Raw genomic sequence first — 22,073 nt, forward strand, 5'->3', positions numbered from 1 at the left:
ATCGCCGCAACTCACCCTTCGTGCATGTGCTGCTGATCGTGATGGGCTGCGTGGTGCCGCTGAACAAGCTGATCCAGCTGCAATTCACCGGCTACCGCCACAGCATGTCGGCCCAGGCTTTCATCATGGACATCGTCACCGACGCCGTGATGACGGCTGCCGCGTGGGGATGCTTCTACCTCGTCCGCACGGGCCGCTTCCGGCCGGGCGTGCGGTTGTACCTGGTGGTGATGTTGTCCGCGGCGGCACTGGCGTATTCGCAGATCGGGCTGGAGCGCCTGACCAACGATCCCTTCCCGTTGTTGCTGCTCGGCCTCGGCGGCCTCGCGCTGGGGCGTCGCGCGCTGTGGCTGGTGCTTGCCGTGCTGATGGCCATCTTCGGGCTCGGCATTGCCTCGGATCTTGCCCAGCACATCGCGCGTGGCCCGCTCCAGTGGGAGCTCAACAACAAGGCGCCGATGGCGGTCAGCTACCTGATCGTCGGGTTGATGCTGGACCGGACCATTTCCGCGCTGCGCCAGAGCCTGACCGAATCGAATGCTCGCGGACAGATGCTGCAGGTGGTCAACGCGCGCCTGCATCGTGAGATGGAAGACCGCGCACGTGCGCAGCAACTGCTGATCCATGCGCAGAAGCTGGAAACCGTGGGACGCGTCGCCGGCGGCGTGGCGCACGACTTCTCCAACGTGCTCGGCGTGATCCTGGGTTACGCGCAGCGGCGCGAGCGGCTGGCGGACAGCGGCACGAACGCGCTGGTGGATGCCATGCAGGGCGTGGAAAAAGCCGCCCGCCGTGGCATGTCGTTGACAGGACGTCTCCTGACCTTCAGTCGACAAGAGCCGACCCGGCTGGAAGTGCTTTCCGTCGAGGAAGCCTTGCGCGAACTGTGGCCGATGGTGGGCCAGTTGTTCGCGGCGAACGTGCGCGTGGAACTGGATGAATGCGACGAGCCGCTGTCGATCCGTTTCGATCGCACGCAGTTCGAACTGCTGGTGCTCAACATCGCGGCCAACGCGCGCGATGCGATGCCCAATGGCGGCGTGTTCCGCATGGGCGCGCAGCGTGACGAAGCGTCGAACACGGTCGAGCTGGTGCTGGCCGACAGCGGCATCGGCATGTCGGAAGAGGTGAAGGCGCGTATCTTTGAAGCGTTCTTCACCACCAAGCCCGCGGGTAGCGGCACGGGGCTTGGCCTCGCCGTGGTCAATGACCTGGTGTCGGCGGCGGGCGGACGCATCGAGGTGCATAGCGCTCCGGGGCAGGGCACGCGTTTCCGCATCGGGCTGCCGTGTGTGCGCAACCGCTCCGGGGAAACCGAACTTCACGCGTGAGGAAGCATCGCCGCGCTCGCGGCGATCGCCATCTCAGTGCTGCATCTCCGCCACGAACACGTAGCCGGTGCCGCGCGCCGTAAGCAGCGGCGAGGCTTCGCCGGTCTGGTCGTCGATCTTCCGTCGCAGGCGATGGATCAGCATGTCCAGCCGATGCGGATCGAAGTCGTAGACGTCTTCGGTGAGCGCGGCAATCAATGTTTCGCGACCGACCGGCGCGCCGGCCGAGGCGATCAACACATTGAGCAGGCTGCGCTCGGGCACGGTCAGTGCGATGACGCTGTTGCGCGGCGACACCAGGCACCAGCCATCGGTATCCAGATGCCAGCGTCCGCGCGCACTGTCGCCCATGGCGGCCACCGTCGAGGGTGTCTCCACGGTGCCGCCGCGCAGGCGACGGGAAAGACTGTGCAGCGTGGCAGCCAGCACCTCGACATCCGCCGGCTTGGAGAGATACGCATCGGCGCCGTCGCGCAACGCCTGGATGCGATCGAGACGACCGTGGTTGCCGGTGAGCATCACGATGCCCAGGTCCGACAGTTCGCGCAGATGACGCACCACGCTCAGTCCGTCTTCGTCCGGCAGGCCGATATCCAGCACCACCATGTCGAACGACTGCTTGAGCATGTGCCGATACAGCTCGGCGGCGGTGCCGGCGGACGTGATGTCGAAACCGAAGTCGCGCAGGCCCGGGACGAGGATGCCTTCGCGCAGGTCGTGATCATCCTCGAGCACGGCCACGCGCGCCGGTGTGGCGCTTCTGCGGTGCGTGGTGTGGTCGGGATTCTTCATGAATCGCGCTCGTCGTGCGGGCTGTCGTCAGACTATAGCAAGCCATCGCGCGGCTTCCGCAAGATCTTGGCCCGGTGATATGCGTCCCGCCTTGGGCGCAGCGCCAGGATCATCCATGCCTTCTGGCACTGTGTCGTTCGTCACGGGTCAGCCTAGCGTCAGCGTTTGTGTCTGTTCCAGGGGAGTACCCAACCATGCATCGTCTCGTTCGTCCTTTTGTTCTCACCGCTCTCGCGACCTGCTGCGCCGCCGCGCTGGCCGCGCCGGCCGCCGATGACCAACCGCACGGCAAGCTGCCGCGCTGGGCGGTGCCGGAGTCGTATCAGCTCGCCTTCAAGGTCGATCCGCGCCAGCAGGATTTCTCCGGCACCACCAGCATCAAGGTGAAGCTGGACCAGGCGTCCGATCACCTTTGGCTGCACGGTCGCGAGCTGAAGGTGAGCAAGGTGACGGTGACCGATGCCGCCGGCAAGAAGCACGCCGGCAAGTACGTGGAAGTGGCGCCGCAGGAAGGCGTGGTGCGCATCGACTTCGGCACCACGCTGAAGCCGCAGGAACTGACCGTGGCATTCGAGTACACCGCACCGCTCAACCAGCAGCTGCAGGGCCTGTACAAGGTGAGCCACAAGGGCCAGCCGTATGCGATGACGCAGATGGAGCCCATCAGCGCGCGCTTCGCATTCCCCGGTTTCGACGAACCCGGCTTCAAGACGCCGTTCGACATTCGCCTGACCATTCCCAGCGATGAAGTGGGCGTGGCCAACACCAAGCAGGTGAAGGAAGAGAAGGCCGGCGACGGCTGGAAGACGCTGACCTTCTCCACCACCAAGCCGCTGCCGACCTACCTCGTCGCGTTCGGCGTGGGCCCGTGGGACGTGGTGAAGGGCCCGGACATCTCGGCCACCGCGCAGCGCGAGGGCAACCTGGAACTGCGCGGCATCGCCGCACAGGGCGAAGGTCATCGCATGCAGCACGTGCTGGGCGAAACGCCGAGCATCATCCACACGCTGGAGGACTACTACGGCTTCGGCTATCCGTGGGACAAGCTCGACCTGCTCGCCGCGCCGGACTTCTCCGCGGGCGCGATGGAAAACCCGGGCCTGGTGACCTTCCGCGACTGGCTGCTGCTGCTCGATCCGGATTCCCCGGCCAACTACGTGCGCGGTTCGTTCAACGTCACCGCGCATGAGCTCGCGCACCAGTGGACCGGCGACACCGTGACGCTCGCGTGGTGGGACGATCTGTGGCTCAACGAAGCCTTCGCCACGTGGATGCAGCAGAAGGTGACGCAGAAGGTGCATCCGGAATACCGCGCCGACCTCGACCGCGTGCGCGGCGCGCAGGGCGCGATGAACGGCGACAGCCTGGTCACCACGCGCAAGATCCGCCAGCCGATCACTGGCAACGGTGACATCGAGACCGCATTCGACGGCATCACCTACCAGAAGGGTGCCGCGGTGCTGGGCATGTTCGAAGGCTATGTGAGCGAGCCGGTGTTCCAGAAGGGCATGCGCGCGTATATCCAGGAGCACAAGTTCGGCAACGCCACCGCCGATGACCTGATCGATTCCATCGCCAAGGCCGCCGACAAGGGCAACGACTTCAAGCAGGCCTTCAAGAGCTTCCTCAACCAGCCGGGCGTGCCGTACGTGCAGACCAGGCTGACGGAAGAGAACGGCAAGACCGTGCTGCACCTGACGCAGAGTCGTTACCTGCCGGTGGGCAGCAAGGGTGAAGCGAACCAGGTGTGGGGCGTGCCGATGTGCGTGCGCTTCGCGACCGCTAGCGGCACCAAGGTGAGCTGCGAACTGTTCGACAAGGCCGAAGGCAGCATGGTGCTCGAAGGCGCGAGCAAGGGCACCTGGGTGCTGCCAAATGCCAATGGCAGCGGCTACTACCGTTTCGCGATGGCCAGGAACGACCTGGCCAACCTCGGCAAGCAGATCAACAAGCTCGATGATGCCGAGCAGCTCGCCTACGCCGATGCGGTATACGCCAGCTTCAAGCACGGCGACCTCGATGCCGCCGATGTGCTCGCTGCGCTCAAGCCGCTGACCTCGTCCAGGACGCGCGAAGTGGCCACCGCACCGCTGACCAGCTTCAACTGGATCTACCGCAACCTGGCGCAGACCGATGCGCAGCGGGCCAAGCTCGCCGCGTGGGCCAAGGCCGCCTACCTGCCGCGCATGCAGCAGCTGGGCTACCACCGCAAGGCGAACGAGGCCGACACCGATTCGTTGCTGCGCAATACGCTGGCCGACGAACTCGCGCTGACGGTGAAGCTGCCGGAAGTGCGCGCCGAACTGCTCAAGCAGGGCGACGCCGCACTCAAGCGCAAGGCCGATGGTCACCTCGACCTCACGGCGGCCGACTCCGACCTGCTTGGCGCCGCGCTTGGCGTGGCCGTGCAGGAACGTGGCAAGCCCGCGGTGGATGCGTTGATCGCCGAAGTGCCGCAGACCAGCGATCCGGCCTTCCGCAACGCCATGCTCGCCGGCCTGAGCGAAGTGAACGATCCCGCGCTGGCCAACCAGGTGCGCGACTTTGCCCTCGACAAGAAGGTGAAGGTGGGCGAGATGAGCATGCTGCTGCGCGGTGGTCGCGACACCCGCAAGGCACGCGACGAATCGTGGCAGTGGGCCACCACCCACTACGACAAGATCGTGGACCGCACCGGCAGCTTCTCTGGCGGTCGCCTGCCGGAACTCATCGGTGGCGGCGGTTGCTCGCAGGACGAAGCCGATCGCCTGCAGTCCTTCTTCAAGGATCGCGCCAAGCAGGTGAGCGGTGCCGAGCGTGGCCTCGCGCAGGCCACCGAGTCCACCGTGCTGTGTCACTCGCTGGCGCAGAAGCAGGACGCTGCCGCGATTCTTCGCTGAGGTCCTGGTGAATGAAAACGCCGGGCGGTGTGAACCGTCCGGCGTTTTTTTATGTGCGGCCCAGGCGTTCGCCGCGCTTTCGCCCGTCCGTCACGCCGTGCCGACCAGGCGCCTCTTATATCGAATGCTGCCGACGCTTCGGAAGAGACGCATGTCCGCCGCAACGACCGTACCTTCGCTGGCCGATGGCCTCGTCAACAAGCCCATCCCTCGGATCGACCTGGCGCGTTACGCGGGACACTGGCACGAGATCGCGCACTTGCCGATGGTTTTCCAGCGGCAGTGCGTCGACCACGTGACGGCCGATTACACCTTGCGTCCCGACGGCAAGCTCGACGTGCGCAACGTATGCCGCACGCGCCATGACGTCGCCGATGTCGTCGAAGGCCTGGCCCGTCCTGGGAAAGGCGGCGCGGGCGCGCTGGAAGTACGCTTTGCTCCTGCATGGCTCGCCTGGGTGCCGTTCGTGTGGGCCGACTATTGGGTGATCGATCTCGATCCGGATTACGGCTGGGCGGTGGTCGGCAGCCCGAGCCGGAAATACCTGTGGATTCTTTCGCGCACGCCGCGCATGGACAAGTCGCTGTTCGACGAATTGTGCGATCGCGCCGTGCTGCGCGGCTACACGGTCGACAAGCTGATCATGACCGGCCCGGTGGGCTGAGGGCGCCATGATAAGTGCGCTGTTTTCCCGGCGTGCAGGCATGCGTATCCGGGTTTCAGCGCGTGGAAACTGGGGAGCCCCATGAGGAGCATGGTGGGCATCACGGAAGCTGGCCGGCGCACAGGATTCATCCGATGACGCTTTAACCCCGGCGACGCATCTTTCCCGTTAGACGTTCGAAGGCGCTTGTCGCGCGCTTCGTTCGCCCCCTACATTGGGGCCGACCCACCCGGGTAGTCAGGGAGAAAGACATGCGTCGTCCGTGGGAATGGTTAGGTGCGCTCGTGTTGTTGGCGACGCCGGTGTTGGCTCAGGAAGCCCCGCCCGCGCTGCGCGACTGGAAGGAGTGGGTTCTGCACGATGTGCCCACGCACGCGTGTCCGATCCTGGCTGCGGGTATAGGCGGTTCCGATGAGCGGCCTTGTGCATGGCCCGGTCGCCTCGCGCTGGACGCGAACAAGGATGGCGCGCGCTTCAGCTTCCAGGTGCATGTGGATGCGCGCAGCTGGGTTGCGTTGCCGGGCGATGCGAAGCACTGGCCGCAACAGGTAAGCGCCGACAACAAACCGGTGGCCGTGCTGGAACACGACAATGCCCCGGCCTTGCAGCTCGAACCCGGTGATTATGCGCTGCGCGGCAGCTTGCCGTGGAGCAGTCGGCCCGCGCGCCTGCGCGTACCCGAGTCGATCGGCCTTGTGGCATTGACCCTGGATGGCAACGCAGTAAGCCGCATCGAGCGCAACGGCGACCAGCTCACCCTGGGCGAAGCGGCGGCCACGCAGCGCGCGGCCGATACCTTGTCGGTGCGCGTGTTCCGCCGGCTTGCCGATGGCATGCCGCCGAAGCTGGAAACACATTTGGAGCTCAACGTCACCGGCAGTGCGCGCGAGCTGTTGTTGGGCCCGGCGCTGCCCGCTGGCTTTGTCGCCACGTCGCTGGATGGCGACGTGCCGGCACGACTGGAGAACGACGGACGCCTGCGCATCCAGCTGCGGCCCGGTCAGTGGGAGCTGAACGTGGACGCGCGTGGCACCGATGTGCTTTCGCGCATCGCACTGCATCTTCCGGCCGAGCCGTGGCCACGGCAGGAAATCTGGAGCTATGCCGATGATCCGGGCCTGCGCAGCACGCGCGTGCAAGGCCAGGCCACCGATGCGGCGCAAGCCGACGTGCCCGGCGGTTGGAGCGCGCTGCCTGCGTATGTGCTCGACGACGGCGATGGCCTGACGATCGAGCAGGGGACACGCGGCGGCGAAGGCGGGCAGGGCGACCAGCTCACCTTGAACCGCCAGCTCTGGCTGGATTTCGACGGCGGCGGTTTCACCGTGGCGGATCATCTCGCCGGCACGCTACGCCGCAGCCTGCGTCTCGACGTGGCGGCGCCGTGGCAACTGCTCAACGCATCGCAGAGCGGGATGCCGTTGCTGGTGACGTCGAGGGACAAGTCGCCTTCCGGCGTGGAGCTGCGCGAAACGGCGGTGGATCTCTCGGCCGGCCTGCGCTTTCCGCAACGGGGTGTCATGCCCAGTGGTGGCTGGCAGGCGCCGCTGGAAGCCATCAACGCAACGCTGCACCTGCCGCATGGCTACCGACTGATCGGCGCGTCGGGCGTGGATCGCTCGCCGGATTCGTGGATCGCCCAATGGAGCCTGCTCGACCTGTTCGTGGTGGCGCTGATCGCCTTGCTTGCGGGTCGCCTGGTGGGTTGGCCGTGGGCGCTGGTCGCGCTTGGCTTCCTCGCCTTGTCGCAACACGAAGGTGGTGCGCCGCGGTGGACACTTGCTGCCGCACTGGCGTTGGCCTTGCTGATGCGCGCCTTGCCCGAGGGGCGCCTGCGGGGGTTTGCGCGCATCGGTGCGGGTGCATTGCTTGCGCTGGCGGTGTTGTGGGCGTTGCCTTTTGCCAGCACGCAGATGAGTTACGCACTGCATCCGCAACTGGAACAGCGCGGCACGCTGCAATACGCGCCGGCAGCTGGCCTGGATGAAGAGCGCATCGTGTCTGCGGAGGCACCTGCCGTGGAAGAGGCATCGACCAACGCGCTGCCGCCACCGCCCGCTGCTCCCGCACCGCCGCAGGACATCGTCGCGGCAGGGATGGCACCAGTGGTCATGCAGAAGGCCAAGGCGCCCTCCGCCTTGCGCGCCGCGCCGCTGAGCTCCGTCACCGTGACCGGCTCGCGGATCACGGCCGCCAACACCATTGGGCAGGAGATGGATGCGCACAGCATCGTCCAGGCGGGGCGCGGTGTGCCGCAGTGGGACAATCGCAACGACTACGTGCTGGGTTGGTCCGGACCCATCACCAGCGGCCAGACCACGCGCCTGGTGATCGCGCCGGCGTGGCTGGTTCGCCTGCTTCGCATCGCCATGCTAGCGATGCTGGCGGCCCTGCTGGGCAAGCTGGCCTTGATTCTGATCCGGACACGACAGGCGCCATGGCTTGGCTTGAGGACCGGTGGAGCGGTGGCCTTGCTGGCGCTGATGCTGCTGCCGCATGCAGCCCACGCGCAGTCGACACCAGGCAGCGAGCTGCTCAGGCAGTATCACGATCGACTGATCGAGGCACCGCCGTGCGCGCCGGATTGTGTATCCGTCGCACAGGCTTCGGTGCAAGCGAATGGCGATCACCTCGCGCTGGATCTCGATATACATGCGGGCGCCGCGATCGCCGTGCCGATGCCGCAAGGTGGCGGTGCCGTGTCGCTGCAGTCGGTGGCGGTGGATGGCCGCGACGCGGAGCTGCTGCGCATGGACGACAACCTGCTGGTCAAGCTCGACCGTGGCGTGCATCGCGTCGCCTTGCGTTTTGGCGTCACCTCGGCGGACACCGCGACGTTGCGCTTTCCGTTGCGCCCGCAACGTGTCGTCTTCAACGGCGACGGCTGGAAAGCCGATGGCATGGACGATGATCGCCTGCTCGGCGACAGCCTCGCACTCAATCGCGTGCGTGCCAGCAGCGATGGCAAGGGCGTCGACGTAGTCGCGCAGACCTTTCCCCCGTACGTCAAGCTGACGCGCACGCTGGAACTGGGCACGCAGTGGACGGTGCGCAACACCGTGGAGCGCATTGCACCGGAGGAGGGCGGCTTCAGCCTCGATCTACCCTTGCTTCCTGGCGAGCATCCGCTTGGGGACGACGCGCGCGTGCATGATGGCCGCGTCGGTATCACCTTCACGGCCGGTCAGCGCGAAGTGAGCTGGACGAGCCGCCTGGATCGCACGGACACGCTGGCCCTGAGTGCACCGGCCCTGGGCGAGCGCGCGGAGCAATGGGTGCTGCAGTCGGCACCGATGTGGCATGTGGACGCGAAGGGCGTGCCCGGCTCCGTCAGCGACAATGGATGGAGTTTCCAGCCCCTGCCGGGCGAAAGCCTGCAGGTCGTGATCACCCAGCCCAAGGCAGTACCCGGCGATAGCCTGGCGTTCGACCTGGTGAATGTCGCGAGCCATGCCGGCGACCGCGTGACGGAGTCGGAGCTGACGCTCGTGGCGCGCAGCACGCGAGGCGGTGAGCATGCGATCGGGCTTCCTGCGGGAGCGGAGTTGCTCGACGCGCGTCGCGACGGAGCGCCGCTCAACCTTGCCATTCGCGACGGCAAGCTCAGCCTGCCACTGTTGCCGGGAACGCATCAGTACTCGCTGCGCCTGCGCGAGCCGCAAGGCGTGAGCTTCAGCACGCGTACGCCATCGCTCTCGCTCGGCGCGCCGGCAGCCAATATCACGCAGCTGCATACGCTGCCGGAGAACCGGTGGGTGCTGTGGACCTGGGGACCGACCTCCGGGCCGGCGGTGCTGTACTGGTCCCAGCTGATCGTGCTGCTGATCGCCGCCTGGCTGCTCGCGCGCTATGCGCCCACGCCGCTGCGCTTTCATCAATGGCTATTGCTGGGGCTGGGATTCTCCGCCTTCGCCTGGGGTGCCTATGCGTTCGTGGTGGCGTGGCTGATCCTGCTGGGTCTGCGCGCGCGCTACGTGATGCCCGATCACTTCCGCATGCGCTTCAATTTGGGCCAAGGCGCATTGGCGGTGGTGACACTTGCAGCGCTTGCCGTGCTCGTGTCGGCGGTGCCGAAGGGGCTGCTCGGCCTTCCCGACATGCATGTGGTCGGCAACCACTCCACCGCCTGGCAGCTGGACTGGTTCGCCGACCACACCGACGATGCCTTGCCGCACGCCGGCGTGCTCAGCGTATCGATATGGGTCTACAAGATCGCCATGCTGCTGTGGGCGCTGTGGCTGGCGAACGCGCTCATCGGATGGTTGCGCTGGGGCTTCGAGGCGTGGAGTCGCGGTGGCTATTGGCGCCCGCGCAAGCCCAAGGCAGTGGAGCCGCCGCCGGTGCCGCAGGCCGCGGAGTAAAGGAAACGCCACGGTAGAAGCCGTGGCGTTTTCGTGGAGTCTGCGGTCGCGCACTGGGTGCGCTCCTACAAACAGCTTTGTAATCATGTAGGAGCGCACCCAGTGCGCGACCGCACCTTCTCAACGCACCTCAATCTCCACCCACACCGCGCAATACTAACGTCTCCGGGTGTCACCCAAGGAGCACGGGCAATACAGGTTGCCAAGACGTTGTAGGAGCGCACCCAGTGCGCGACCGCACCTTCTCAACGTACCTCAATCTCCATCCACAACGCGCAATACCAACGCCTCCGGGCGTCACCCAAGGAGCACGGGCAATACAGGTTGCCAAGACGTTGTAGGAGCGCACCCAGTGCGCGACCGCACCTTCTCAACGTACCTCAATCTCCATCCACAACGCGCAATACCAACGCCTCCGGGCGTCACCCAAGGAGCACGGGCAATACAGGTTGCCAAGACGTTGTAGGAGCGCACCCAGTGCGCGACCGCAGTTCCTCAACGCACCTCATTCCTCACCCGAAACACGCAACACCAACTTCCCCGTATGGCTGCCATCAAACAGCCGGTTGAGCACCACGGGCGCATTCTCCAACCCATCGGCCACGGTTTCGCCAGCCTTGATCTTGCCGCTTACCACCCAGCCCACCAGGTCCTGCACGGCGCCCTGCTGGTCCTTGTAGTCGAAGGCGAGGAAGCCGCGCACGGTAAGGCGCTTGACGATGATGACGCTGTAATCGTCCGAGGGTTTGCCACCGCTGGCGTAGTTGGCGATGAGCCCGCACAGCGCGACACGGCCCCCATTGACCATGCGCGAGAGCACCGCACGCATCACCGCACCGCCGACGTTCTCGAAGTTGACGTGCACGCCGTCGGGCGTGGCTGCGGCCAGTTGCTGCTTGAAGTCGTCAGCCTTGTAGTCGACGGCCGCATCGAAACCAAGATCATCGACGAGATGGCGGCACTTCTCCGCGCCGCCCGCGATGCCCACGACACGTGCGCCGCGCAGCTTGCCGATCTGCCCTGCAATCGAGCCCACCGAGCCCGCCGCCGCGGACACCACCAGCGTTTCGCCGGGCTGCACGGGGGCGATCTCCGTGAGGCCGTAGTGCGCCGTGATGCCGCTGAACCCGCAGGCGCCGAGCAGGGTAGGCAGTGCGACCGGCGGCTTGGGCGGCAGCTTCGCCCAGTAGCCGGTCTTGCCTTCGTCCAGCAGCGCATAGTCCTGCCAGCCAACTAGGCCTTGCACCAGATCGCCCACGGCATAGTGCCTGGCCTTGGAGGCCACCACGCGGCCGATGCCGATGCCGCGCATCACTTCGCCGATCGCGACGGGCGGCATGTACTGGGGTACATCGCTCATCCACACGCGATTGGTCGGATCCATCGACAGGTACAGCACGCGCACCAGCGCCTGGCCGTCCTGGAGTTCGGGCGTGGCCTGTTCGCGCAGTTCGAAGTTGTCCCGGCTGACCAGGCCTTCCGGACGCGTCTTCAACAGCAGTTGTCGGTTCGTGAAACTCATGGTGTGGACTCCGTGGATCAGATAGCGCAGGCGCCGCCATCGAGCACCAGCTCGGCGGCCGTGACGTAGCGGCTTTCGTCGGAAGCGAGATAGAGCACCGCGTAGGCGACATCATCGGGCTCGCCGAGACGGTGCATGGGAATGCCGCGCACCAGCTTGCGCGTGGCCTCTTCTTCGCCGAGCGCGTCGAAGAAGGGCGCGACGATGCCGGTGCGGACAAACGCGGGGTGGATCGAATTGCAGCGCACGTCGATCTTCTGTCGCGCGCAATCCACCGCCACGGACTTGGTGAGCATCGCCACCGCCGCCTTGGACGTGTTGTACGCCGTGTAGTCCGGGTCGACCTTGAACGCCGCGAGCGACGAGATGTTGATGATGGAGGCCGGCTGGGCATCACGCAGATAAGCCATCGCGTGCTTGCAGCCGAGCATCACGCTTTCCACGTTGACACCCATGACGCGCCGCCACTCCTTCAGCTCGATCGCACCGATGCCGCCGAGCGAGCCGATGCCGGCGTTGTTCACCAGGACGGAAATGCCGCTCATCGCCAGCGCTGCTTCGGCGAGCAGGCGCTCCCAAAGGCCTTCGTCGCGTACGTCCTGCGGCGCCGACCAGGCGACTTGGTGGCCTGCCTCACGGTTGATCTCGTCGGCCACTGCCGCGGCTGCATCGCCGTCGAGATCGGTGAGAAATACCTTGGCGCCGTGACGCGCCAGCAACCGTGCCATGGCCGAACCCAGGCCGCCGGCGGCACCGGTGATGAAGGCGCGTTTGCCGGCGACGCGCAGAGGTTGCGGTGAAGTCATGCCTGTCCCCTGGGAATCAAACGCTGAGATAGCCGCCATCGACATTCAACACCGCACCGGTGGTGTACGAAGCGGCGTTGGATGCGAGATACAAGGCGGCGCCGGCCATTTCGGACGGCTGCGCCACGCGGCGCATCGGCACGTGCGCCAATGCCTGCCTGAGGATGGCCGGCGTATTCACCAGCACCGAGGCGAACTTGGTATCGGTGAGACCCGGCAACAGCGCATTGCAGCGCACGCCCTGTTCGGCGCACTCCACCGCGAACGCCTTGGTCATCGAAATCACGGCCGCCTTGGTGATGGAGTAAATGGCCTGCTGGAAGCCCGGCACCACGCCGTTCACGGAGGCGACGTTGACGATGGAACCGCCACCGTTCTTCGCCATCAGGCGGGCGCCGTGCGTGGACATGTAGAAGTAGCCGCGGATGTTGACGTCGACCGTCTTCTGGAACACCGACGGATCGGTATCGAGGATATGACCGAAGAACGGATTGGTCGCCGCATTGTTGACCAGGATGTCCAGGCGCCCGTGCTTGTTCTCCACCTGTTCGTAGAGCGAAGCGATCTGCTCCATCTCGCCGATGTGGCAGGCCACGGCTTCGGCGGAGCCGCCATCGGCGGTGATCGCATCGACCACCGCCTGGCAGTCGGCCTGCTTGCGGCTGGAGACCACTACGTGGGCCCCCTGTGCGGCCAGCAGCTTGGCGATCTCCTCGCCAATGCCACGGCTGGCGCCGGTGACGATGGCGACCTTGCCGGTGAGGTCGAATGGGTTCGATGCGGTCATGACTGATGTCCGATGGAGTGGGATGGCGTGGGATGGGAAGTGCATGTCATCGCAAGGTCACCAGCTGCGCATCGCCGATACGTTCCAGATGCGGCCAGGTGTTGTAGGTGACCAGCGTGGATGCGCGCGAACCCAGGCGAATGCGTGTCACGCCGGTGTTCACGAGGGGCCAGCTGAGGCGAAAGGCCTGCGAAGGCGGCACGTCCAGCAAGGAGCCGGCGATCACGGCGATGGGACCACCAGAGGTAAACGCCCAGATCATCCGTGACGGGTGATCCCCCAGCGTCTTCAGCACGGCGAGTGCATTCGCGCGAAACGTTGCCCAGGTGCAGCTGTACTCTGCGTCGTGCGCGCCGCTCGACCAACGCTCCAGCGCTTCCACGAACAACCGCTGGAAGGCGCGATGTGGGTCGTCGCTCTGCTTCATGGCGGCGCGCAGCGCACCCGGTGCGGCCAGATCGGGGCGCAAACGTGCCAGCAACTCGAGATGATCGACCTCGTCCAAACCATGCAGCGGCATGGGCGACAGCGACAGGCCTGCAGCATGCAGGCAATGCATGGCCGTATCGCGATGGCGGACACGGGGGCCTATGGCGACGAGATCCGGCGCCGGGCTGCACGTCGCCAGCCACTCGCCCAGCAACACCGATTGCCGCTCGCCGGTCGGCGACAGCTGGTCATAGTCTTCGGCGCTGAAGCTGGCTTGGCCGTGGCGTATCAACAGCAGCTCCGCCATGGCTCAGCCTTCGGCCGCGATCAGGCGACGGCAGCGCATGCCCATGTAACGCGCGGCATCACCGAAGCCGGCGAACTGCGGGTTGTTGGTCTGGCCCAGCGCATAGCGTCGGTAGATCTGCTGGATGATCACCATCAGGCGGAACAGGCCGAACACTTCGTAGAAGCCGAAGCGCGAGACGTCCAGCCCGCTTCGTTTGCCGTAATACGCCACGACTTCCGCGCGCGAGAGCATACCGGCCTCGTGCGTGGGCTGGCGGCGGAACGACTGGAACACCTTGTCGTCGTCGGCCTGAACCCAATAGGCCAGCGAGCCGCCGAGATCCATCAAGGGATCGCCAATGGTGGCCATTTCCCAATCCAGCACGCCGATGATGTCCAGTGGATTCTCTGGCGCAAGCACGACGTTGTCGAAGCGGTAGTCGTTGTGGATGACGCAGCTCGCGTTGTCATGCGGCGGTTGGCTCGCGGCCAGCCACGCCATCACGTCCTCGCATGGATCGGAGCCTTCGGTCGCCGCCTGTCGCCAGCGCTCGCTCCAACCTGCCACCTGGCGCGCGATGTAACCCTCGCCCTTGCCGAGCTCACGCAAGGCCGGTTGCTGCGTGTCGACGCGGTGCAGGTCGATCAATCGATCCACGAAGGCGAGGCAGAGCCGGCGCACGCCATCGCGGTCCAGTCCCAGCTCCGCTGGAAGGTCGCGGCGCAGGATGGTGCCGTTGAGGCGTTCCATCACGTAGAAGTCCTGGCCGATCACCGCTGCGTCGTCACAGATAGCGAGGATGGCGGGCACGTACGGATAGCTTGGCTTGAGCGCGTGCATCACGCGTGCCTCGCGCAGCATGTCGTGCGCCGATTTCGCCTTCGCGCCACGCGGCGGGCGGCGCAGCACCAGTTCGCGATTCGCGTAGCCCAGCAGGTAGGTGAGATTGGAGGCGCCGCCGGGGAACTGCTTTACCGTCGGCATGCCTTCGAGGCCATCGATGTGTTGCTTGAGGAAGGCATCGACACGGGCGATATCGAACGCATCTTCGTCGCGCACGTCGCGGGCCTGATCGGGAACCGCGGTCATGCGTGCTGCTCCCGTGCGAGCTGCGCCTTGGCTTCGAGCTTGGCGACGACAGCGCGATGCACTTCGTCGGGACCATCCGCGAGTCGCAGCACGCGCGCGTAGGCGTAGAGCTGGGCCAGCGGCACATCGTCGGTGAGGCCCGCGCCGCCATGGATCTGGATGGCCGCATCGGCGGCCTGCTGCGCCACGGCCGGCACCACCACCTTGATCTGGGAGATCAGGCTGAGCGCCGCCTTCGGTCCTTGCGTGTCGAGCATCCACGCCGTCTTCAGCGTCAGCAGTCGCGCCTGCTCGATCGCCATGCGCAGGTTCGCCACGATGTCCGCGTTGCCGCCGAGCTTGAACAGCGGTTTGCCGAAGGCCGTGCGGGACTGCGCGCGCTGGCATAGCAAGGACAAGGCGCGTTCCGCCGCACCCAATGCGCGCATGCAGTGATGCACGCGGCCGGGACCGAGCCGGCCCTGCGCAATTTCGAAGCCGCGTCCCGGGCCGAGGATGATGTTCTCCACGGGCAGGCGCACGTGCGAGAAGCTCAGTTCGCCATGGCCCGAGGGTTCGTCGTAATCGTGGAATACCGGCAACATGCGTTCGATGTGTACGCCTGGTGCGTCGAGCGGGCAGATCACCATGCTGTGGCGGCGGTGCGGCTCGGCATGCGCGTCGCTCAGGCCCATGAAGATCACGAAGCGGCAGTGCGGATGACCGAGCCCCGTGGTCCACCACTTGCGGCCATCGAGCACCACCTCGTCGCCTTCGATGCGCGCGGTGGCCTGCATGTTGGTGGCATCGGAGGAAGCCACATCCGGCTCGGTCATCGCAAAGCCGGAACGGATTCCGCCGTCGAGCAGCGGCTGCAGCCAGCGTTCGCGCTGCGCGGGTGAGCCGTAGCGATGCAGCACTTCCATGTTGCCGGTGTCCGGCGCGCTGCAATTGAACACCTCGGGCGCGATGAAGGAGTGGCCCATCAGTTCTGCCAGCGGCGCGTACTCCAGGTTGCTCAGGCCCGGGCCGCCTTCGAGATCGGGGAGGAACAGGTTCCACAGCCCTTCGGCGCGCGCCTTCGCCTTGAGCTGCTCCATCACCACCGGCTGGCGCCAATCGCGGTGATCGGCGCTGCCCGTCAGCTGGGCCGCGTAGACGGCTTCGGCGGGTGCGATCTCCTCGCGCATGAAGCGGCCGAGGCGCTCGGCCAGCATCTGGGTGCGTTCGGAAGGGGTGAAGTCCATGAGGGTTCTCCTGATTCCAACGCAGCCTACGCCGGTGACATCCAATGATTGAAATGAATATGCTTTATGACAGGTCATAAGCCTGGTTAATGATGAGCCGCCATGGAACGCATCGATCTCAACCTGTTCCGCGTACTGGACGCCATCTATACCCATGGCGGCGTGAGCGCCGCGGCACGTGCGCTGCACCTGACCCAGCCGGCGGTCACACACGCGCTCGGCCGCCTGCGCGACCACCTCGGCGACCCACTGTTCGTGCGCCAGGGCAACCGCCTGCTGCCCACGGACAAGGTGCGCGCGATGATGCCGTCCGTGCAGTCGCACCTGAAGGGCCTGTTGGCCAGTGCGCATGCGCAGGCGGAGTTCACGCCGGCGCAGCTGCAGATGGAATTTGCCATCGGCTTCCGCGACATCCTGGAATCCATCGCGCTCCCCAGGCTGGTCGCCGGAATCAGCGAGGAGGCGCCCGGCGTGCGCCTGGTCAGTCGCCGCGTCGCGGCCGACGACATGGAGCGCGAGCTGAGCGCGGGCACGTTGGATCTCGTCGTCGATCGTCCACTGCGCGCCGGCGCGCGCATCTCGTCCCAGCACCTGCTCGATGAGACGCTGGTGGTGGCGATGCGGCGCGATCATCCCTGTGCCCGGCAGTGGTCGCGTGCCGGCTATCTTGCTTCGGCGCACGTGGTCGTCTCGCCGCTGGGCGAGACGAATGCGCTGGATACCCTGCTGGGCCAGAAGGGCGTGTTCCGTGAAGTACGGATGGTGGCGCAGCACTATTTCGCCGCGTGCCAGATCGCAGCCGCCAGCGATCTGCTGCTGACCGTGCCCAGGGCCTACGCAGAGCACGTGGCGCCCTTGCTGCCCATGGCGGTGCAGCCTTTGCCGATACGCATCAAGGCCATTCCCATCCTCGCGTATTGGCACGACTCCAAGGACAACGATCCGGCGCATGCCTGGTTCCGTGAACGGCTCGTCAAGTCCATTACCGGGGCCATGCGGCCGTCTCCGGCATGACTTGCGGACGACATACCCGCGGGCGCACGATGCGGAAGAGCGCTGCACATGACCCTTGCACGCGCTGAGATGATTCCAGAATGCGCCTGGCAGCGGCACGCCGGGCCGATGCCATGACGAGGTTTCGCATGTCCGAGCAGTCAGCGCCCGAGGTCGTCTACGACCCGACGGATCCGATGAATCGCAAGGAGCAGATGTTTCCGCGCCTGGATCCATCGATGGTCCAGCGCATCGCCTTGTACGGCCATGAGGAACACGTTGCGGCGGGCACCGTGCTGTTCCAGCGCGGCGACCGGGGCGTGGATTTCTTCCTCGTGCTGGATGGCCTTGTCGAGATTTTCGATCTCGACAAGCATGGCCATCCCAACGTCTTCACCATGTATGCCGCGCGCCAGTTCAGCGGCGAAATGAACATGTTCAACCGCCGCGCCGTGATGGCTTCCGCGCGCGCCGCGATGGACAGCCGCGTGATCCGCGTGGCTGCCACGGATTTCCATCGCATGGTGGCGGCCGAGGCGGACATCAGCGAGATCATCATGCGCGCCTTCATCCTGCGGCGCGTGGGCCTGATCCGCATGGGTTACGGCGGTGTCGTCCTGGTCGGGCCCGGGCACAGCGCGGACACGCTCCGCCTGGAGCGCTTCCTCGTGCGCAACGGCTACCCGCATCGCCTGATCGACACCGAGGTCGACCCGGACGCCGGCGGCTTCATCGAGTGCTTCCAGCTCCGGCAGGAGCAGTTGCCCGTCGTGATCTGTCCGGAAAAATGCTTCCTGCAGAATCCGAGTACCGCCGAACTCGCCGACGAACTCGGGCTCACCGAAGTCATCGATGAACACCATGTCTACGATGTGGCCGTGGTGGGCGCGGGGCCGGCAGGGTTGGCCGCCGCCGTCTATGCCGCGTCCGAAGGGCTTTCCACCATCGTCCTCGAAGGCATGGCGCCGGGCGGGCAGGCGGGCACGTCGTCCAAGATCGAGAACTACCTCGGTTTTCCCACCGGCATTTCGGGGCAGGCGCTTGCGGGCCGTGCGCAGGCACAGGCGCAGAAGTTCGGTGCGCGGCTGGCCGTGTCGCGACAGGCCGCCAACATCGACTGCACCACGCAACCGTATCGCCTGCGTCTGGACGATGGGCAGATCGTCACGGCGCGCGTGGTGGTGGTCGCCACCGGCGCGCGTTATCGCAAGCTGGACGTGCCGGGTTACTCGCACTTCGAAGGCGAGGGCATCCACTACGCCGCCACGGCGATGGAGGGCCAGCTGTGCGCGAACGAGGAAGTCGTGGTGGTCGGCGGCGGCAATTCGGCGGGACAGGCCGCGGTATTCCTGTCGCGCATCGCCCGCCACGTGCACGTGCTGGTGCGCTCCAACGGCCTGGCTGCCACGATGTCCGACTACCTCGTGCAGCGGATCGCGCAATCGCCATCCATCACCTTGCACACGCGCAGCGAAGTGGTGGGGTTGCATGGCGATCCGCGCCTGCAGCAGATCATCTGGCGCAACCGCGACAGCGGCGAACTCACGGCCTGCGACGCGGGCAACATGTTCGTGATGATCGGCGCGGAACCCAATACCGATTGGCTCCAGGACTGCCTGGCACTGGACGACAAGGGCTTCGTGCTCACCGGCCGCTGCGCGGAAGGACACCTGCTCGAATCGCCCTATGCCACCACGCGGCCGGGCATCTACGCGGTGGGCGACGTACGCGCCGGTTCGGTCAAGCGCGTGGCGTCCGGCGTCGGCGAGGGTTCCGTGGTGATCCAGGCGGTGCACCATTACCTGCATCCGGAAGCGGTCTGAGCGCGGGTGCATACGCACTACACTGTCGGCCTTTCGATCCAGGAAGCCGTCATGCCGCCCCAGCCGTTCTGCTCGATCACCCGCTGCGTGGTTTTGCGGCATGGCTGAGGTGCGCCAGGCGCTGGCCCATGCGGCGGCGACGCTCAATGATCGGCTGGAAGCGGAGCTGTTGCTCGTGCACGTCCTGGGCAAACCGCGAAGCTGGCTGATCGCGCATGCGAACGATGAACTGGACGCCGCCCACGCCGCAGCCTTCGAAGCGCTGGTGCAGCGTCGGAGCGACGGCGAGCCGGTCGCCTATCTCACCGGTCGTCGCGGCTTCTGGTCACTGGACCTGGAAGTCACGCCCGCCACGCTGATTCCCCGGCCCGAAACCGAGCTGCTGGTGGAGCTGGCGCTGGATCGTCTGCCCGCCACCGGCGCTGCGCGCGTGGCCGACCTGGGCACGGGCAGCGGCGCGATTGCGCTCGCCATTGCCCGCGAAAGCCCGGCGGTACGCGTGGTGGCAACCGATGCCAGCGCCGATGCCTTGGCGGTCGCGCAACGCAATGCGATCGCGCAGCGCATAGGCAATGTGGCGTTCGCGCACGGTGACTGGCTGGCGCCACTGCATGGCCAGGTGTTCGATGTGATCGTTTCCAATCCGCCGTACATCGAATCCGGCGATCCCCATCTCGGCCAGGGCGACCTGCGTTTCGAACCGATGAGTGCGCTGGCCTCGGGCGCCGATGGCCTGGACGATATCCGCCGCATCGTGACCGACGCCCGCGCGCACCTGAAACCCGGCGGCTGGCTGTTGATGGAGCACGGCTGGAATCAGGGCGAGGCGGTGCGCGCGTTGTTGCAGGCTTCCGGCTACCGGGAAGTGTTCACCGCACAGGACCTGGAACAACGCGATCGCGTCAGCGGCGGCCGCCAAGCCTGACGGCGGCCCTGTAGGAGCGCACCCAGCGTGCGATTGGCCTTCGATATCCTCCGAGGTTTGGCCATCCAGACGCCCAAAAAAAGGCGACCGCCCGGCGGTCGCCCTTCGCGTACTGGTTGTGCACCTGCAGTAGCGCCAGCTTCCGATCAGCCCGCGCTCGCGATGCTCGCTGCCGTCAACTGTGGAAATCGCGCGCGGATCGCGTGGCGGATGCTGGGCAGGTCCAGGCCGGCCATGGTCAGCACTTCCTCGCGGCTGCCGTGTTCGAGGTACACGTCGGGCAGACCCAGGTGCAGGATCGGCTTGACGATGCCATGCGCCGCGAGGCACTCGGCCACGCCACTGCCTGCACCGCCGGCGATGGCATTGTCTTCCAGGGTGACGAAGGCGTCGTGCGTCTTCGCCAGCTCGAGGATCATCGCCTCGTCCAGCGGCTTCACGAAACGCATGTTGACCAGCGTCGCGTCGAATTCGGCGGCGATCTCGGCGGCCGGGGCCAGCATGGCGCCGAAGCTCAGCAGCGCGAGGCCGCGGCCACGGCGGCGCAGTTCGGCCTTGCCGATCGGCAGCGTGTCCAGGCCCTTGCCGAGCGGCACGCCCATGCCGGTGCCGCGCGGATAACGCACCGCGGCCGGTCCGTTGAACTGGAAGCCGGTGCTCAACATCATGCGGCACTCGTTTTCGTCCGCCGGCGCCATGATCACCATGTTCGGCAGGCAACGCAGGAAGCTGAGGTCGAAGCTGCCCGAGTGCGTGGCGCCATCGGGGCCGACCACGCCCGCGCGGTCGATGGCGAAGGTAACGTCCAGGTTCTGCAACGCCACGTCGTGGATGGCCTGGTCGTACGCACGCTGCAGGAAGGTGGAGTAGATCGCCACGACCGGCTTCGCGCCTTCGCAGGCCATGCCGGCCGCCAGCGTCACCGCGTGCTGCTCGGCAATCGCCACGTCGAAGTAGCGCTGCGGGTATTCCTTGGAGAAACGCACCAGGCCGGAACCTTCGCGCATGGCGGGCGTGATGCCCAGCAGGCGCTCGTCGGCCGCGGCCTGGTCGCACAGCCAGTCGCTGAAGACGTCGGTGTAGGTCGGCTTGGACGGGCCGGACTTCTTCACCAGGCCGGCCTGGGGATCGAACGGTCCCACCGCGTGGTATTCGATCTGCGCCTGCTCGGCGGGCGCATAGCCCTTGCCCTTGGTGGTGATGACGTGCAGCAGCTGCGGGCCGGGCAGGTCCTTCACCGTGCGCAGCGCGGCGAGCAGCTGCGGGATGTTGTGGCCGTCGATCGGGCCGGTGTAGTGGAAGCCCAGCTCTTCGAACAGCGTGCTCGGCACGAACATGCCCTTGGCGTGTTCTTCCCAGCGCTTGAAGAAGCGGCCGAACATCGACTGCTTCGGGATCGCGCGCTTGGCGCGCTCGCGCAGCGCGTTGAGGCGGCGGCTGGAGATCGCGCGCGCGGCCATCTTGGTCAGCGCACCCACGTTCTCGCTGATCGACATGCCGTTGTCGTTGAACACGACCAGCATGTTGGGCTCCACGTCGCCGCCGTGGTTCAGCGCTTCGAACGCCATGCCGGCGGTCATCGCGCCGTCGCCGATCACCGCCACGAACTTGCGCGGGTCGCCCTTGCGCTGCGCGGCGATGGCCATGCCCAGCGCGGCCGAGATCGAGGTGGAGGAGTGGCCGACGCCGAAGGTGTCGTACTCGCTTTCCTCGCGGCGCGGGAACGGCGCCAGGCCGTCCTTCTTCTTGATGGTGGTGATGCGATCGCGGCGGCCGGTCAGGATCTTGTGCGGGTAGCACTGGTGGCCCACGTCCCAGACCAGGCGATCGTTCGGCGTATCGAACACGTGGTGCAGGGCGACCGTCAGCTCCACCACGCCCAGGCCGGCACCGAAATGACCACCGGAGCTGGCCACGGCTTCGATCAGGTACTGGCGCAACTCGTCGGCGACGGCAGGCAGCTCCTCGTCGGGGACGCGACGCAGGTCGGCGGGCGTCTCGATGGGGGCCAGGTGGGGGAAGCGGGACAGGTCGTTCATCGGCATATTGTTGGACCTGACGGAGGGCGGAGCAAGGGCGACCAAGTGAAAACTTGCTGTTGATCCATGCACATGGCGCTGACGCCGGGGGCGCGAGGCTCGGGCCAGGTTTCCCGGC

General features: G+C 66.2%; 15 protein-coding genes. 7 read left to right on the plus strand and 8 right to left on the minus strand.

Annotation, left to right across the window (positions count from 1 at the left end; translation table 11 throughout):
* Positions 1-20 precede the first annotated feature (20 nt).
* Entirely contained in the window at positions 21-1,331 is a 1,311-nt protein-coding gene (locus CA260_RS04190; protein WP_111981160.1) for a sensor histidine kinase, read from the plus strand.
* A gap of 33 nt (positions 1,332-1,364) precedes the next feature.
* Here CA260_RS04190 and CA260_RS04195 read toward each other — a convergent pair whose 3' ends face one another.
* Entirely contained in the window at positions 1,365-2,123 is a 759-nt protein-coding gene (locus CA260_RS04195) for a response regulator transcription factor (RefSeq protein ID WP_111981161.1), read from the minus strand.
* A 194-nt stretch (positions 2,124-2,317) separates the two neighbouring features.
* Here CA260_RS04195 and CA260_RS04200 point away from each other — a divergent pair, with 194 nt between their 5' ends.
* The 3 genes from CA260_RS04200 (at position 2,318) to CA260_RS04210 (ending at position 10,027) form a co-directional block, all read left to right on the plus strand.
* A complete protein-coding gene (locus CA260_RS04200; RefSeq protein WP_111981162.1) occupies positions 2,318-5,002 on the plus strand; it encodes a M1 family metallopeptidase in 2,685 nt (894 codons plus the stop codon).
* Between the two features lie 151 nt (positions 5,003-5,153).
* Entirely contained in the window at positions 5,154-5,666 is a 513-nt protein-coding gene (locus CA260_RS04205) for a lipocalin family protein (RefSeq protein WP_238149606.1), read from the plus strand.
* 251 nt (positions 5,667-5,917) lie between these two features.
* Entirely contained in the window at positions 5,918-10,027 is a 4,110-nt protein-coding gene (locus CA260_RS04210; protein ID WP_111981164.1) for a hypothetical protein, read from the plus strand.
* Positions 10,028-10,532: 505 nt separating this feature from the next.
* Here the strand turns inward: CA260_RS04210 and CA260_RS04215 are convergent.
* The 6 genes from CA260_RS04215 to CA260_RS04240 are packed head-to-tail and all read right to left on the minus strand — an operon-like array spanning position 10,533 to position 16,175.
* Positions 10,533-11,549, minus strand: a complete 1,017-nt coding sequence (locus tag CA260_RS04215; protein ID WP_111981165.1) for an NADP-dependent oxidoreductase — start codon at positions 11,547-11,549, stop codon at positions 10,533-10,535.
* A 17-nt stretch (positions 11,550-11,566) separates the two neighbouring features.
* Positions 11,567-12,355 carry an SDR family oxidoreductase gene (locus CA260_RS04220; RefSeq protein ID WP_111981166.1) on the minus strand — a complete coding sequence of 263 codons (789 nt, stop codon included), beginning with the start codon at positions 12,353-12,355 and terminating at the stop codon, positions 11,567-11,569.
* 16 nt (positions 12,356-12,371) lie between these two features.
* Positions 12,372-13,142 (minus strand): SDR family oxidoreductase, encoded by a 771-nt coding sequence (locus CA260_RS04225; RefSeq protein ID WP_111981167.1) that lies wholly within the window; start codon positions 13,140-13,142, stop codon positions 12,372-12,374.
* Between the two features lie 46 nt (positions 13,143-13,188).
* Positions 13,189-13,878, minus strand: coding sequence for a histidine phosphatase family protein (locus CA260_RS04230; protein ID WP_111981168.1), 690 nt, complete (start codon positions 13,876-13,878; stop codon positions 13,189-13,191).
* Between the two features lie 3 nt (positions 13,879-13,881).
* A complete protein-coding gene (locus CA260_RS04235) occupies positions 13,882-14,949 on the minus strand; it encodes a phosphotransferase family protein (protein WP_111981169.1) in 1,068 nt (355 codons plus the stop codon).
* Positions 14,946-16,175 carry an acyl-CoA dehydrogenase family protein gene (locus CA260_RS04240; protein WP_111981170.1) on the minus strand — a complete coding sequence of 410 codons (1,230 nt, stop codon included), beginning with the start codon at positions 16,173-16,175 and terminating at the stop codon, positions 14,946-14,948. The genes CA260_RS04235 and CA260_RS04240 overlap by 4 nt, the downstream gene beginning before the upstream one ends.
* A gap of 102 nt (positions 16,176-16,277) precedes the next feature.
* On the opposite strand from CA260_RS04240, the gene CA260_RS04245 reads away from it, so the two are divergent.
* The 3 genes from CA260_RS04245 to prmC all read left to right on the plus strand — a co-directional run bounded on the left by CA260_RS04245 (position 16,278) and on the right by prmC (position 19,916).
* On the plus strand, positions 16,278-17,189 hold the full coding sequence (locus CA260_RS04245; RefSeq protein ID WP_111981171.1) for a LysR family transcriptional regulator: 912 nt from the start codon (positions 16,278-16,280) through the stop codon (positions 17,187-17,189).
* Positions 17,190-17,317: 128 nt separating this feature from the next.
* On the plus strand, positions 17,318-18,991 hold the full coding sequence (locus tag CA260_RS04250; protein ID WP_111982998.1) for an FAD-dependent oxidoreductase: 1,674 nt from the start codon (positions 17,318-17,320) through the stop codon (positions 18,989-18,991).
* Between the two features lie 100 nt (positions 18,992-19,091).
* Positions 19,092-19,916, plus strand: a complete 825-nt coding sequence (gene prmC, locus CA260_RS04255; protein WP_111981172.1) for a peptide chain release factor N(5)-glutamine methyltransferase — start codon at positions 19,092-19,094, stop codon at positions 19,914-19,916.
* Between the two features lie 146 nt (positions 19,917-20,062).
* Here the strand turns inward: prmC and dxs are convergent, their stop codons facing one another.
* On the minus strand, positions 20,063-21,955 hold the full coding sequence (gene dxs, locus CA260_RS04260) for a 1-deoxy-D-xylulose-5-phosphate synthase (RefSeq protein ID WP_111982999.1): 1,893 nt from the start codon (positions 21,953-21,955) through the stop codon (positions 20,063-20,065).
* Between the last annotated feature and the right edge of the window lie 118 nt (positions 21,956-22,073).

This window comes from Dyella jiangningensis, assembly GCF_003264855.1.
Classification (GTDB): Bacteria; Pseudomonadota; Gammaproteobacteria; order Xanthomonadales; family Rhodanobacteraceae; genus Dyella; species Dyella jiangningensis_C.

Coding starts and splice junctions, on each gene's coding strand:
- CA260_RS04195 (WP_111981161.1), bottom strand. CDS start 2,123: ATGAAGAATCCCGACCACACCACGCACCGCAGAAGCGCCACACCGGCG.
- CA260_RS04200 (WP_111981162.1), top strand. CDS start 2,318: ATGCATCGTCTCGTTCGTCCTTTTGTTCTCACCGCTCTCGCGACCTGC.
- CA260_RS04205 (WP_238149606.1), top strand. CDS start 5,154: ATGTCCGCCGCAACGACCGTACCTTCGCTGGCCGATGGCCTCGTCAAC.
- CA260_RS04210 (WP_111981164.1), top strand. CDS start 5,918: ATGCGTCGTCCGTGGGAATGGTTAGGTGCGCTCGTGTTGTTGGCGACG.
- CA260_RS04215 (WP_111981165.1), bottom strand. CDS start 11,549: ATGAGTTTCACGAACCGACAACTGCTGTTGAAGACGCGTCCGGAAGGC.
- CA260_RS04220 (WP_111981166.1), bottom strand. CDS start 12,355: ATGACTTCACCGCAACCTCTGCGCGTCGCCGGCAAACGCGCCTTCATC.
- CA260_RS04225 (WP_111981167.1), bottom strand. CDS start 13,142: ATGACCGCATCGAACCCATTCGACCTCACCGGCAAGGTCGCCATCGTC.
- CA260_RS04230 (WP_111981168.1), bottom strand. CDS start 13,878: ATGGCGGAGCTGCTGTTGATACGCCACGGCCAAGCCAGCTTCAGCGCC.
- CA260_RS04235 (WP_111981169.1), bottom strand. CDS start 14,949: ATGACCGCGGTTCCCGATCAGGCCCGCGACGTGCGCGACGAAGATGCG.
- CA260_RS04240 (WP_111981170.1), bottom strand. CDS start 16,175: ATGGACTTCACCCCTTCCGAACGCACCCAGATGCTGGCCGAGCGCCTC.
- CA260_RS04245 (WP_111981171.1), top strand. CDS start 16,278: ATGGAACGCATCGATCTCAACCTGTTCCGCGTACTGGACGCCATCTAT.
- CA260_RS04250 (WP_111982998.1), top strand. CDS start 17,318: ATGTCCGAGCAGTCAGCGCCCGAGGTCGTCTACGACCCGACGGATCCG.
- prmC (WP_111981172.1), top strand. CDS start 19,092: ATGGCTGAGGTGCGCCAGGCGCTGGCCCATGCGGCGGCGACGCTCAAT.
- dxs (WP_111982999.1), bottom strand. CDS start 21,955: ATGAACGACCTGTCCCGCTTCCCCCACCTGGCCCCCATCGAGACGCCC.